The sequence below is a fragment of the Iodobacter arcticus genome (genome assembly GCF_042664895.1).
GTDB lineage: Bacteria > Pseudomonadota > Gammaproteobacteria > Burkholderiales > Chitinibacteraceae > Iodobacter > Iodobacter arcticus.
The window spans coordinates 290,667-304,931 of the sequence record NZ_JBHTBQ010000044.1 but is presented as its reverse complement, the minus strand read 5'-3'; the positions used below and the strand labels follow the sequence as shown (position 1 = coordinate 304,931).

The following is a 14,265-nucleotide window of genomic DNA, read 5'->3' as shown; positions in this document are numbered from 1 at the left end:
GGAAAAGGGGTAGCGAGGCAGCGAGCGAGCAGCCTTTTTCGCCGAGCCGATTATCCGCAGTGAGGGGCCTTCGTGCTGGTCGGGGCGGCCTTCTTTGCTTACTTTCTTGGCCGTTCAAGAAAGTGAGTCCCCGCGGGGATGCCGCACCAAAATCAACGTGCCGAAGGCACTAAAAAAACGACTACTGCCATAGCAGTAACTCATCAAGCCGCATCCACCAAAGCCCGCGCCATGCTTGGCCCCCAGAAGCGGGCCAGTGGGACGATGCTCCATAGCGAATTTTGAAGCAGTGTAATCAAGCCCTGCTGCTGCCAGCTTTGCAGCAGGGGCAGGCACGCGACGGGTAGGAGGGAGGCGTCGATCTGGCCTATTTCGATACCGCCTTGCAAAGCCGCAACCCAGTGCTGGCTTGGGTCTGCTCGGGAGACTCGGGCGATTGCGGGCGAGGCGGCGTTTAGATAGCGCTCTAAATCAGATTCAATTGAATAGGCGTAACCCGCATGGCTACCGCCCGCGCCAGAGCCAAAGGCTAGGCAGCTATGGCCTGATTTAATCGCTAAGTTATAGCGATTACGCTCTCGCCCTAGGCCAGAACCAAAATGACTGTTTGAGAGCTGTTGCCAGCCTGCTGCGGCAAAGCGATCCAGCGCCATTTGGTAAAATCCCAGCTGCGTGGGCAGGCCACTCATAGGCGGGAACACGCCTTTTTCCAGCATGCGCTGGATAGGCAGGCCTGGGAATAGATTAAAGGCATAGACATCGATGCCATCCAAACCCAGCCCCAGCGCCACATCCAAATCATTAGCCCAGATGGCTTCATCTTGCCCCGGCAGGCCAAACATCAGATCAGCCACCACCACGGCTTCTTGCCCGGCAGATAGTTCAGCCAAATAAGTGGCAGCATCTTCGCCACTATGCTTACGCCCTAAATGGCGGCGCAGCGGAGTGTGGAAAGTTTGCACGCCAATCGAAAAACGATTTGCCCCTGCCTCAAGGCAAGCGTCGATTTTGGTGCGATCAAAATGCGAAATGCGCCCTTCTACGGTGATTTCACAATCATCAGTCAGTGGTAAATACTGCTGCAAAGCACGCAGCAAACGCGCCAAATCTGGGCCAGATAGCGCGGTAGGCGTTCCGCCACCTAAATACACGGCAGCAATCGAGCCACCAGCCACACGCCTGGCCGCGGCATGCTGCAAATCTGCAATCACGCGGTCTACATAGGGCGTGCCGTGCTCTTCTTTCCATGCGTTCTTATAAAAGCCACAGAATACGCAGCGATTTGCGCAAAAAGGGATATGCACATAGGCCAGCGAATTAACGGGCAGAGGGGCTTGGTTCATCTCTTGCCAAGCGCCAAGCCAAGCATTTTCTTCCAAAGCCTGTTGCCCCCAAAAAGGCATTAAAGCGCGGCGCTGAGAAAAGGCTGAGGCAATGGCTTGGGATGTGTTGGGCACTAGCAAAATCGTCTGCAAGGGGATTCTCTGATTTAATTAACGATAATAATTATCATTAACAATTCAAACGGAGGCCAGTGCCATTCCACGTAAAGATGATCTAGGTCAAACACAAACACGATTTTGTCATTCAAATATTCCTGACTATGCCTCTTGCTCAATGGACTCTGCGTAGATGAGTTTCTTGAGTGCGGGATTTGGTTTTTGAATTTGTAGGGCGGGTGAAACCAGCGAGCGATGCCGAATAAATACGCGGGTTTCACCCGCCCTACGATATTTATAATGTTGTTGAGCAAGCGGCATAATCAGGCAAATATTTATATGCAATATAAATATCCACAGCAAAAACTTAACTATCCTGCTGCATTCATTAAATAAAACAGCATTTGTTCCATATCATTCTGTGTATTTAAAAACCACAGCAATATTATTTATGCCTAACAAAACAAGCCACTGTCATTATTCAAAAATAATAAAATACTTTACCTTTTGCTAAAGCCTTATATACGCTCAAAAAAATAATAAATTAAACCCTTTAAAACATAAACAATAATGGCTTGTTTTTTTACAAAGAATGAAAGTATTTTCAAGGAGAGGAAATAAAGGTAAAAATACATTGATAATGAGAATGACTATTGATACGATAAAAGAAAACTGCCTCACAAGTTCTAATCGCCCTTGCAGCACCGCACATCGCCGAATTGGCCGCAGCTAGCAAATCACGGCACTTATCAGGAATTAGTATGCAACGCAGCACTCACGCCATCGCACTTACTCTTTTAACCGCCACTTTGCAAAGTGCATTCGCGGCCAATGCCTCTGCCCCCGCCGCTCAGCTAGAGCCTGTGGTGGTGACTGCAACGCGTACCGATAAAAAACTCGACGAATTGCCGCCATCGGTAAGCAGCACCGATCGCTCCGAACTTGATCGCGGTTTTATCAAGAATTACCGCGATTTAGCCAGTGAAGAGCCTGGGATTAATATCAGCCGCAACGGCCGCTACGGTTTATCCAGCGTGAATGTGCGTGGCCTCGAAGGCAGCCGTGTGCTGATGCTGGTGGATGGTATCCGCCTGCCTGATGCTTTTGCTTTTGGCGCTTATCTCAGCAGCGGCCGCGATCAAGTTGATTTCAGCCAGCTCAGCGCCATTGAAGTAGCGCGCGGCCCTTCGTCTACGCTTTATGGCTCGGATGCCTTGGGCGGTGTAGTGGGCCTGCGTACCACATCCCCTACTGATTTACTCCGCGGACGCGGTAATTTTGCGGGCCAAGTTAAATCAGATTACGACAGCAGCGATCAAGGCCTGAGTGTACAAGCCGCCGTGGCCGGTGCCTTTAATCAAGACACTTTCTGGCTGCTGAAAGCGGCTCAACGCCAAGGCCATGAGTTTGAGAACAAAGGCACGGTTGATACTCAGAATTACCGCCGCACCACGGCCAATCCACAAGACACAAATAAGCGCAGCGTGTTGGCAAAAGTAGAGCACTACTTTGAAAACGGCCACAAGCTGGCCATGGCCGCAGAAAACTATCGCAGCGAAGTCGATACCACGGTTTACACCGATATCGGCGCGCCAATGACGCCATCGATTATCAGCAGCCAAGCCAATGATATTCAGACCCGCAGCCGCGTGTCGCTCGATTACAGCTACACCGCAGCGGCCCAAGGCCTGATCGATGCGGCGCAGGCCAAGCTTTATTACCAGACCCAAAATAATGAGCAATCCACCACGCAGCAGCGCCGCAATGTGGCCAACTGGCGGCGTCTATCAATCTACGATCAGGATATGGTGGGCATTTCGGGCTTAATCGAAAAACGCATCGCAGGCCCAATCAGCCAACATTGGACGATAGGCGGTGAGTGGCTACAAAATGATTTAGCCGCACTGCGCACCGGCACCATCACCCCTGTGCGCGATGTGCCCAAGACCAAAACCACCCAATGGGGCATTTACGCCCAAAATGAATTGGGCTGGGATAATGGGCGATTTTTACTGACCCCATCGCTGCGCTATGACGCTTTTAAACTGCGCCCAGAACTCGACGCAGAATTCATCAGCCAGGGCGGCAAGGCGGTTGCGCTGGATGACGCCAAGGTATCGCCTAAGCTCGCCGCTAGCTGGAAAATCGCCGAGCAAATCACCCTGTTTGGCCAATACAGCGAAGGCTTTCGCGCCCCAAGCGCGATGGAGCTCAACAGCAGCTATGTATCGCCAATGGGCTATGCCGCTATTTCTAATCCTGATTTACAGCCCGAAACCAGCCGAGGCGTAGAGCTGGGTGCGCGCCTAGGTAGCAGCGCTGTAGGCGGCAGCTTGACGGCTTTTGATAATCGCTACAAAGATTTTATCGAACAAGTCAGCATCGCCTGCCCCGGCACCCCCCTGTGCGTACCGGGCACCAATATCACCTACCAGAGCCAGAACCAGAGCCGTGTACGCATTTACGGTGCAGAAGCGCGTGCCCACTGGCAGATCAATAAGGACTGGCGTACCTGGAGCAATATGGCTTGGACAGTGGGCCGTAATGAAAGCACAAACGAATCGCTCGATAGCGTTGCGCCACTCAAAGCCGTACTCGGCCTTGAATACAGCAAAGAGCAATGGGGCGGCAACGCGCTGCTCACCGCAGCCAGCGCCAAAACACGCGTCTCTCAGGCTAATTACTTTAAGACCCCAGGCTACGGCACCGTCGATTTAGCACTCTGGTGGAGCCCGATCAAGGATCTAAAACTATCCGGCGGCGTGTTTAATATTGCAGACCAAAAATACTGGATAGACAGTGACGTGCGCTTTTTAGCTGCCAATAACAGCGCGCTAGACCGCTACACCCAACCCGGCCGCAATGTACGGATATCGGCGGATTGGCGGTTTTAAGAACCTGTAGGGCGGGTGCAACCCGCCGTTTTCGTCGCATTGCATGTAAACATCTGGCGGGTTTCACCCGCCCTACAAAAGATGTGCAACAACTCAGCAAATAAATTCAGCATCACAACACCGCAGGTTTCACCCCAATCCTATCAACTTAAGCGAAATGTTTTTCGTAGGGCGGGTGAAGCCCGCGAGCAATGTTGAAAAATACGTGGGTTTCACCCGCCCTACTAAATATCAACCGATCAATAAGGACACACCATGCACGCACTCTCCACACAAGAACGCGCCGCCGTACTGAAAGCCAACTACGATGCGCTGGCCGCTGCCGAGCCTAAACTGCGCGCCCGTGATCGCGCTGCTCGCTTGCAAGTATCTGAAGCTGAGCTGGTTGCAGCGCAATGCGGCATGACCGCGATTGCGCTCAATGGCACGCCGCAGGAAATTTTTATCCAGCTGCAAAACCTAGGCGAAGTGATGGTACTGAGCCGCAATGACTGGTGTGTGCATGAGCGCCATGGTCGCTATGAAGAAATCCACGCCAAAGGCCCAGTGGGCATGGTGCTGGGTAAAGATATCGATCTGCGGATGTTTTTCTCATTCTGGAAACACGCTTTTGCCGTGAGCGAAAACGGCCGCCGTAGCGTGCAGTTTTTTGATGGCGCAGGTGAAGCGATCCATAAAGTTTACTTAACTGAAAAAAGCGACGCTACTGCTTACGATGCCTTTGTCAGCCTGCTTGCCGCCACTGAAATCCCAGCAATGCATATCGAGGCTTATCCAATCGACACCACGCGTGGCGATTGCCAAGATAACGCCGCCTTGCGCGAACACTGGCTTAGCCTGACCGATACCCACGGCTTTTTCCCTATGCTAGGCAAGCATAAAGTAACCCGCCTTGCCGCCTTAAAAGCAGCCGGTGACGATTTGGCACAGCGCGTGGCGATTGATGCCACCGAAATCATGCTGCACCGCGCTGCGGAAGAAAAACTACCGATCATGTGCTTTGTTAGCAATCGCGGCATGGTGCAGATCCACTCTGGCATGGTTGAAAAACTGTTACGCACCGGCCCTTGGTTCAATATTCTTGACCCCATGTTTAATCTGCATCTCAACACCACCGCCATTAGCGAATGCTGGGTCGTCAACAAACCGACCAGCGACGGCTGGGTTACATCGCTAGAGGTTTACACCGATGGCGGCGAGCTGATTGTGCAATTCTTTGGCGTGAGAAAGCCAGGCGTGCCTGAGTTGCCAGAATGGCGCAAGCTGATGTGCGATCTTTGCAGCACCCCACTGGCAGGCTAATTCCATGAAAAAATGGCTTATTGCGTCTGTTTTGCTAACGCTACTTAACCCAGCCATGGCAGCTGACCCTAAGAAAATCGTCACGCTTGGCGGAGCGCTCACTGAAATCGTTTACGCGCTAGACGCCGAAGCGCGTTTAGTGGCGGTCGATCAATCAAGCGTCTACCCGCCTGCGGCCAATAAATTGCCCAAAGTGGGCTATTACCGAGCGTTTTCGGTAGAAGGCGTGCTGTCGCAAAAACCTGATTTGATCTTGGCATCCGATCAGGCTGGCCCGCCAGAAGCCTTGGCAAGGCTACAACGCACCGGTGTACCTGTGATTGTGCTGCCTAGCGCGCCTAATTTGGCGGCGCTGGAAAAACGCATCACAGGGATTGCTAGTGCCTTGCAGGAAGAGGAAAAGGGCAAAAACATCATCGCCAAGCTTAAGCATGATGTGGTTCAAGCCCCAGCCAGCAAAACACGCGCCCTGCTATTGATTAGCCGCAGCGGCAGCCCGGAAGGTGCAGGCAATGAAACCACCGCCGATGCCATCTTAAAATTAGCGGGTTTCAACAATGTGCTAGCCAAGCAACACGGCTACAAACCGCTATCGATGGAAAGCATTGCCGCGCTGCAGCCGGATGTAATTGTGCTGTCGAGCATGTCGATCCAAAACCTTGGCGGCATGGAAAAAGTACTTGCCATGCCGGGGCTTGCACAAACACCTGCAGCCAAAAACAAAAAAATTGTAGTGATGGACGACTTACTGCTGCTTGGCTTTGGCCCCCGTCTGCCAGAAGCTTTGCAACAGCTGAAACAAGTTTCAAAGTGAAGTAGGGTGGGCACTGTGCCCACTGTAAGTATCACTAAAGCCAACAATATGCATTGCATCTTTTGTAGGGCGGATGAAACCCGCGAGCAATATTGGAGAAATACGCGGGTTTCACCCGCCCTACAGCTGCAATATATATTTCAGCCAAGTAGCAATCATAAGCGGATGCAAACCCTGCATCCGCTGCTCTTACTCCCCTTGTATCAGGATTTGTCATGACCGCAATAAGCCAGCCCCACACAACCTTGCCGCAGTTTTCTAACTGGCTGCTGTGGGCCTTAGGCGGCTTGCTTATTTTGCTGATGATGATTTCAGCCAGCAGTGGCGCAGTTGCCATTCCGCTTAGCGAGTTACCTCAATTAATCTTCAGCCCCAGATTTGAAATCGGCACGGAGCAGCAGCTCTGGCAAAGTGTTTTGCTGGATATGCGTTTGCCACGTGTCTTATTTGGCGCACTAGCAGGTGCGGTGTTAGCCCTCACCGGCGCAGCCATGCAGGCTTTATTTAGAAACCCACTGGCCGAACCCGGTCTTTTGGGCATTACCTCGGGCGCATCTTTAGGTGCTGTTGCTGCGATTTTATTAGGCGGGGGCAGCTTAATGGTGCTGGCTCCGGCCGCTTTTGCAGGCAGCCTAATTGCCACAGCATTGGCTTATCACTTAGGTAAACATTATCAAGGCATTGCCGGGTTGCTACTGGCGGGGATTGCGATCAATGCCATCTGCTTCAGCCTAATTGGGCTAATGACCTATATGGCTGACGATAATCAGCTGCGCAGCCTTACATTCTGGAGCATGGGTAGTTTAGCGGGTGGCACATGGTCTTTGCTTAGCGTGCTAAGCCCTGCTCTGCTGATTATCTCCGCCCTGATCCTAAGCCACTGGCGCGCCATGAATGCGCTGCTTTTGGGTGAGCGCGAAGCACAGCATTTAGGCTTTCCCATGAAGGCTATCCGCCGCAAATTAGTGCTGCTCACCGCCCTATTAATTGGCCCGCTGGTGGCGGCAACCGGAGGAATTGGCTTTGTGGGGCTGGTTGTACCGCATTTGATCAGAATGGTACTGGGTGCAGATCACCGACGTTTATTGCCTGCCTCGATGCTGGCCGGTGCCATTGCACTCGTCGCCGCCGACTGCGTTGCCCGCCTTGTTGCCCAGCCTGCCGAGCTGCCTATCGGCATCGTCACCAGCCTAATCGGTGGGCCCTTCTTTCTTTGGCTGTTGATTTCACGAAAATAAATCGTGTTGCTTAGGTAGGAGCGGCTTTAGCCACGAATGCCCTATGCACATTGCCGCTTTTGTAGGGCGGGTGCAACCCGCCGAGCTTTGCTGAAACACGAAAAACGGCGGGTTTCACCCGCCCTACGATGACTCGAGGTTTGGACGATTGATGATCAATACCAAACTTAATGCAAATGCCCATGAGACTCGCAGCTAAAGCTGCTCCTACGTGCAAAAAATACCCTCCCCTGTTTTGCGGAAAAATAAATGCCCAGCTTATTAAATGCTCAAAATCTTTACTTTAAACGCGCCAAGCAGCTGATTTTGAATGATGTTTCATTGGAGCTGCGTGCCGGTGAAGTAACGGCCATTCTGGGTGCCAATGGCGCAGGCAAATCTACCCTGCTGTCGCTGCTGTCTGGCGAGATCAAGGCCGATCAAGGTGACATCTGCTTAAAAGAGGAAAATATCGCTGACATGCCAGCGGCGAAGCTCGCCCGCCAGCGTGCCGTGCTGCCACAAAATCCGAATCTGGCTTTCGATCTAGGGGTCGAAGAAGTGATCGCCATGGGCGCTTACCCCTTTGCCGAGCTGTCGCCCCACACGGTGTACAGCTTAAGTTTAAAAGTTTTACAGCTCGCTGATATCAGCCATCTGGCCCAGCGCCGCTACACCCAGCTATCGGGTGGCGAGCAGCAGCGCGTGCAATTTGCCCGCGTGCTATTACAAATTCTTGCTAACCCAAGCCAGCCGCGTTACTTACTACTGGATGAGCCCACCGCCAGCCTGGACCCTCGCCATCAGCACGATTTACTGTCTGTAGTGAGCCGGCTCGCTCAAACCGAAAATATCGCTGTTGCCGTCGTCCTGCACGATGTAAACCTCGCCGCCCGCTGGTGCAGCCATTTACTCCTACTCAAAAACGGCAGCACCGTCGCCTACGGCACACCTCAAGAAGTCCTCACCCCTGCCCTGCTGAGCACCGCTTACGGCATAGCATCCACCGTCATCCCGCATCCTAAGCATGAGGAGCGGTGTTTGGTATTGTTTGAATAATTACTGTTACGCAACGGAAACCCAAATCTTGAACCACGGAGGGCACTGAGAACACGGAGTTTCACGGAGGAAAACAGGCTTTGAAGTCAGTGCTATCAACAGAAGAAGAACGAGCAAGGCTGATGCTTTTGTAGGTTGGGTTAGCTGGCTTATTCGCCTATTTTTGGCGAATAAGCCAGCGTAACCCAACATTTAGGAGAAAAAGAATGTTGGGTTACACGATAAAACTGCCAACCCAAGCTACTGACTTGAGCTTTAAGCGCCATAACCATTCGCGATCCATAAATCAAGAATGAGCTTTCAATAAAAAAGCCGAATTAATTCGGCTTTTTTTTAAATAAATCCCTCTTCACTACTTCCCATACATCGGCGAATAATTCACGGGCAGCCACTCATAGCTCTTGCCTACTTCCCGCAAATGCCCAAGTCCTGGAAAAGAAATATGCGCAGAGCCGATTAGATAGCCTTCTTTAGCCGCTTCGGCATAGGCCTTTTTACGCTCTTTAGCCGCAGCTTTGCTGTCAGTATCAAATTGAATCGTGACACTGGGCCGGGCAAATTGCACGGCGGCAACATGCATTAAATCACCCCACAGCACCAACGTCTGGCCTTTGCTTTGTACTTTATAAATACTATGGCCCGCGGTATGGCCATTAGTGGCTACAGCTTTAACTCCGGAAATTAGATCGGTATCGCCATTAAATGTTTTCAGCTTACCTGCCTTGATATAGGGATTTACCGAAGCCATTGCGCCCTGGAAATACATTTTGCTGTCAGCTGGCGCAGCATCCATATTGGCCTGGCTTAACCAAAAATCCACATCACGCTGATCCACCCGTAATACAGCGTTCGGAAAAGCCAATTGATCCCCCGCCATTAGCCCGCCCATATGATCGCCATGCAAATGGGTGACATAAACTTCATCAATCTGCTCTGGCGAATAACCCGCAGCTTTTAAACTCTCGCCAAAATGCCCCAGCGTTGGGCCAAATAAACCTGCCGCGCCCGTATCCACCAAAACCAACTTCTCGCCTGTGTTAATTAAATAGGCGTTCACCGAGGTTTCTAGCGGGCTAGATAAATAAGACTTAGCCAAAGTCTTTTCAACTTTAGCCTTACTGGTATTTGTTAATAGATCACTCATAGGCAGCGACACCGTGCCATCTGATAAGGCCGTTATTTCAAAATCACCCAGCATCATCCGATAAAATCCCGGTGCCGAGGTTTTTACCATAGGCGCTGCCGCCCCTGCTTGAAACGTAGTCAAAACCATTGCACCTAACAGCAAACGTTGAAACGAATTCATTGCATTCTCCTGAAGTGATTGGTAAATATAACAGCGCTTAAAAAAGGCTATGTCTGCGTTAATAGTTGAAACTTGATTGAGTGGATACTTGCGCTTTTATAGGGTGTGCAAGTCGTTTTTCTTGCGCACCGCTTTTGCCATGAAGCGGTATTGCCACTAAACAAAAAGACCTTTTTAGTGCCTTCGGCACGTTGATTTTGGAGCGGTAGCCACCGCGTGGGCCTTCCTTTCTTGCTTCGCCAAGAAACGAAGCCAAAGAAGGCGACCCCACGAAGCACGAAACCCCTCACTGCGGACAATCGAGCGGCAGCTGCGGAACTCGCTTCGCTCAGACAGGCATCAAAGAAACCCCGCCCGCTTGTTCCTCGCTTCGGCGTGCTTCAAGGGGACCCTAAAGCCCTGTGCAAAGAGCGCGTTTATTGCATTCCCCGCTGTTTGCTAAAAAAACCTTGATTTCAGTTTTCAACTATTAACGCAGACAGAGCCTTAAAAAAGGGGCGAGACTGGCTCACCCTTTTTCCTTAAAATATATTAACAATCTGTCGCTAATCTAGCCCTTACTTCGGCAAGGCTGACTTCATTCAGAATTTTGCCATTTTCAAATACAGGGATAAATTCGCAGTCATACACGTCATTCCAGCTAGCCTGATCTTTTAAATAAAACTCACCCTGTTGGTTTTTATATACAGCAACTAAACCTTTAGCCGAGTTTTTTGTACCATCACCGGTTTTAGGTGCTTTAAATATTTCTTTATCGATCCCGGCAATTTTTGCAAATGTTGCTTTTACCGCAAAACCATCGGTGTCTCTAGTGACATATTGATAGGTATAGCTACCAATACCAAACACCACATTGGTCGAAGCAAAGCCTTTTGCTTTTAAGCCTGCACAAATAGCCTCGGCAATTTCAATAGTAATTGAATCACCATAAATTAATCCTACATGCGGATCAAGCTGCTTATAGCCCTTGCTGCTTTCTGTGCCACCAAATACTTCCCACAGGCATTCAATTGCACCTTTATATTCCGGGCTACCAAGAGGCGCAGTTGCATCACCGCAAATCATTTTTACTGGCGATCCAGTATCTGGCCTAAATACCACCTTACCATTTCTAGCCAATATTTTATCTTTCAGCTGCACGGTAAAATCAGTCATCACCTGCCAGAAATCCCATGAATCAGAAACAATACTCACAATTCCGGCAGGGTAAATATCTTCAATTAAGCGGCGGAATGTTTCTAATTCATTTTCCATTCCACCTGCGCACATCACCGAATGCTCGGTGGCTGCTACGCTACCGCCAACCAATTCCTTGTCGCTATTGGCCAGATAATAATCTTCCAGAAAATCAATCGCCGGAATGGTATCCGTACCGGTAAAGCTTAATAAATGGGCAGCACCACTCATGGCCGCGGCTTCTGCACCAAACATGCCTCTAAAGCTGAAATCATGGCCTTGCCAGTTTACAAAATCAGTATTACCGTCTGTTTCTAAGGCATATTTGGTGAGGATCTTTTTATATTCATGCGCCGTTGTCGCGCTGGTACACATGCCCCAAACATTGGTCGAAAGGATGGTTTCCAGATAATTAGTCAGCCAGAAAAAACGCTCATCGGTATTAAAAATAACGAGGCAAGGCACACGCAGCGGGTAAACCGATCCTTCTGGCAGTGCCATGATTTTAATCGGCAAATAGCCCAGATCGTGTAAATCAGCAATATGCTGAGTGCCCACATTATTTGGGCCAAGATAATTATTAATACGCCGCTCAAAACGGCGAATCACCGCTTCTTTAGGCTGTTGAAAGAAATCAGCATTCCAGCGCTTAATCAAAAAATCTTTAATAAAATACTGCAGACCAAAAAACACCATCTTATCGGTGTATGTTCTACGCGTGGTTCTGGCGGTTAAATTACTAAATACAATTTCTGTTTGATCAGGATATTGTCTGCGATGGTCTACTTTATAGCCATCAATAGCAGTCACAGGATTTAAGTTCATTTTGAATCTCCTTGCTTAGACATAAAAGGCATAAAGGACCAGATATCTTTTACGGTTAAAAAATCAGAACTAGGCATATTTTTAAGGCTATTGGTGGTAAAGATCGCAGCTATACCACTGGCGCGTAAATCAGCCTCTTTAGCCACGCCTTCATAATGCGAAACAATTAAAATAATTTTTCCGCAATTTTTATCTTTTAATTTTTTCGCCAGTTCCATAAAAGTGCGGCCACCTGCGCAGATATCATCAATAATCACGCAGGTTTTCCCGCCTAGATCATCGCAATACACTTCGGTATCAATAATCTTGCCATTACTGACATCCCGCACTTTGTCTGCCCTGATTACCTCTAAACCACCTAGCTGCACAGACAATTCAAATATTTTTTTATTTGATCCTGCGTCGGGCGAGATTAATACGACTTCTTCTGCTATTTCTTCAATCAACTGCTTAATCAGCTGATGATTTTTCACCACGTGGACTTTATTTAATACGGCCGCAGTGACATCACTGTGCGGATCAAATATAAACACCTGATTAAAATTTTGCTGATTGATTAAATCTGCATATACTTTTACAGAAAGTGCTTCGCCCTGATTACACACCCTATCTTGCCGCGCACCTGGAAAATAAGGAATATACAAATCAATTAATTCAGCCCCCTGCCGCTTCAAAGCATCATTCAATAACAGCAGCTGAATAATGGATTGATCCCCAGCATAGCGAAACATAATGTCTACATGGCCAGTTGTTTTGGACATTATTTGAAAATGACTTTCACCCGCGCCAAATTGAAACTGCTTATATTCTTCCCCTTGGCTTTCTATGCGAGGTAAATAAAAACGACTAGAACGTCCATCCATTATGATCACCCAATATCTAATATGCTGTGACTGATTACAAAGTACTGCAGCCCTGCTGAAAGCATTTACTTGATTGCTGAAGCGGCATCGCCATATTAGTGTCCCTGTGACACTATGTCAATCACCGCAACTAAAATATACGTAAAAACAAACTAAGGTATTTGCTTTATAATGTCCCAGAGACACATGCAGAGCCTACTATGAGTACAGAGTATACAAATCCATTATTTACCGTTGATAGCGTGCTGTTTACGGTAAAAAACGAGCAGCTTTTAGTGCTGCTGGTTAAGCGCGCACAAGCGCCCTTTATAGGCGATTGGGGCTTGCCTGGCGGGTTTATCGACGTGCAAAAAGACAAAAATACCGATGCAACGGCAAGCCGTAAGCTGGAAGCTAAAACGGGCTTAAACCCTGCATATTTAGAGCAACTACATGCCATATCAGGGCCTGATCGCGATCCACGCGGCTTTAGCGTGACACTCGCCTACTTTGCCTTGGTGGCTTATCAAGATGTGAGCCCCCAGATCGCTAGCGTCGAATCCGCCAGCTGGATTGCGGTAAAAGACTTGGTAAAATTAAACCTCGCCTTTGATCATCTACAGATTATTGAAACTGCAAGGCAGCGCTTGCAGCAAAAAACACTTTATTCCATGACGCCGGTTTTTTGCCTGCCCACGCAATTTACTATCGCCCAATTAAAATCGGTGATCGAAACCATTATCGAAAAACCCATACAAAGAAAAAGCCTGATGCGCCGGATCGAGGCATCAGACATCTTTGAGATCAGCGAAGAAAAAATCCCATCCGGCGGGCGCATGGCCCAGCTTTACACGCTAAAGCCAGGGGCTGATTTGGTGAATTTTGAGCGGAATTTGAGTTTGTAGTACAGCATAAGCACTCAATGAGTCGTAAAAAAAAGCCCAGTTCATTCATTTTGAACTGCACCCCAAAAGTTGGACACCCGTCCATATTTTTGGGGTGTTTTTATGTCCAAGTACTCAACGCAATTCAAGCTTTCTGTCGTTCAGCAATATTTAACGGGCGAAGCAGGTATCAAAACGATCACCAACCAACATGGCATTGAGCAGGCCATGTTTCGCCGCTGGGTGAGGTCGTTTCGCCAGCATGGTGAATCGGGTTTAGCGCCCAAATACAGTCATTACAATGCCGCATTCAAGCTCTCCGTGCTCCAGCACATGTGGGATAATCATCTCTCCCAGCAGGAAACTAACGCTTATTTTGATATTCGTAGCCCCACTTGCTTGAATCAATGGAGCGCGCAGTATGACGCTGGCGGAATGGCTGCCCTTGAACCTGCGCCTAAAGGTCGAAAGAAATCACCCATGCCCATCGCTGAAAATAATACGGCG

Annotated in this window: 11 protein-coding genes; 7 read left to right on the top strand and 4 right to left on the bottom strand. The window is 49.3% G+C overall.

Annotation, left to right across the window (positions count from 1 at the left end):
* Window positions 1-203 precede the first annotated feature (203 nt).
* Window positions 204-1,457 (bottom strand): heme anaerobic degradation radical SAM methyltransferase ChuW/HutW, encoded by a 1,254-nt coding sequence (hutW, locus tag ACFQNF_RS18850; RefSeq protein WP_380189606.1) that lies wholly within the window; start codon window positions 1,455-1,457, stop codon window positions 204-206.
* Window positions 1,458-2,200: 743 nt separating this feature from the next.
* Here hutW and ACFQNF_RS18845 point away from each other — a divergent pair.
* From ACFQNF_RS18845 to ACFQNF_RS18825, 5 genes are all read left to right on the top strand, one after another.
* The gene (locus ACFQNF_RS18845) at window positions 2,201-4,333 is read left to right on the top strand and encodes a TonB-dependent hemoglobin/transferrin/lactoferrin family receptor (protein WP_380189605.1); all 2,133 of its coding nucleotides are present in this window, start codon (window positions 2,201-2,203) and stop codon (window positions 4,331-4,333) included.
* A 255-nt stretch (window positions 4,334-4,588) separates the two neighbouring features.
* Window positions 4,589-5,635, top strand: a complete 1,047-nt coding sequence (locus tag ACFQNF_RS18840) for a hemin-degrading factor (protein WP_380189604.1) — start codon at window positions 4,589-4,591, stop codon at window positions 5,633-5,635.
* A gap of 4 nt (window positions 5,636-5,639) precedes the next feature.
* Complete coding sequence (locus ACFQNF_RS18835) at window positions 5,640-6,449, top strand: heme/hemin ABC transporter substrate-binding protein (RefSeq protein WP_380189603.1); 810 nt, start codon at window positions 5,640-5,642, stop codon at window positions 6,447-6,449.
* A 215-nt stretch (window positions 6,450-6,664) separates the two neighbouring features.
* Window positions 6,665-7,687 carry a FecCD family ABC transporter permease gene (locus ACFQNF_RS18830; protein ID WP_380189602.1) on the top strand — a complete coding sequence of 341 codons (1,023 nt, stop codon included), beginning with the start codon at window positions 6,665-6,667 and terminating at the stop codon, window positions 7,685-7,687.
* Window positions 7,688-7,936: 249 nt separating this feature from the next.
* Window positions 7,937-8,725, top strand: a complete 789-nt coding sequence (locus tag ACFQNF_RS18825) for a heme ABC transporter ATP-binding protein (protein WP_380189601.1) — start codon at window positions 7,937-7,939, stop codon at window positions 8,723-8,725.
* Between the two features lie 352 nt (window positions 8,726-9,077).
* Here ACFQNF_RS18825 and ACFQNF_RS18820 read toward each other — a convergent pair whose 3' ends face one another.
* The 3 genes from ACFQNF_RS18820 to prs all read right to left on the bottom strand — a co-directional run bounded on the left by ACFQNF_RS18820 (window position 9,078) and on the right by prs (window position 12,895).
* The gene (locus tag ACFQNF_RS18820) at window positions 9,078-10,031 is read right to left on the bottom strand and encodes an MBL fold metallo-hydrolase (protein WP_380189600.1); all 954 of its coding nucleotides are present in this window, start codon (window positions 10,029-10,031) and stop codon (window positions 9,078-9,080) included.
* Window positions 10,032-10,562: 531 nt separating this feature from the next.
* Window positions 10,563-12,032: a nicotinate phosphoribosyltransferase gene (locus ACFQNF_RS18815; RefSeq protein WP_380189598.1), complete on the bottom strand. Its 1,470-nt coding sequence runs from the start codon at window positions 12,030-12,032 to the stop codon at window positions 10,563-10,565.
* On the bottom strand, window positions 12,029-12,895 hold the full coding sequence (prs, locus tag ACFQNF_RS18810) for a ribose-phosphate diphosphokinase (protein ID WP_380189596.1): 867 nt from the start codon (window positions 12,893-12,895) through the stop codon (window positions 12,029-12,031). The genes ACFQNF_RS18815 and prs overlap by 4 nt, the downstream gene beginning before the upstream one ends.
* Window positions 12,896-13,095: 200 nt before the next feature.
* On the opposite strand from prs, the gene ACFQNF_RS18805 reads away from it, so the two are divergent.
* Window positions 13,096-13,779, top strand: a complete 684-nt coding sequence (locus ACFQNF_RS18805) for an NrtR DNA-binding winged helix domain-containing protein (RefSeq protein WP_380189594.1) — start codon at window positions 13,096-13,098, stop codon at window positions 13,777-13,779.
* Between the two features lie 102 nt (window positions 13,780-13,881).
* Window positions 13,882-14,265 (top strand): transposase (locus tag ACFQNF_RS18800; protein WP_380189592.1); only part of this gene is annotated, 384 nt, incomplete at its 3' end.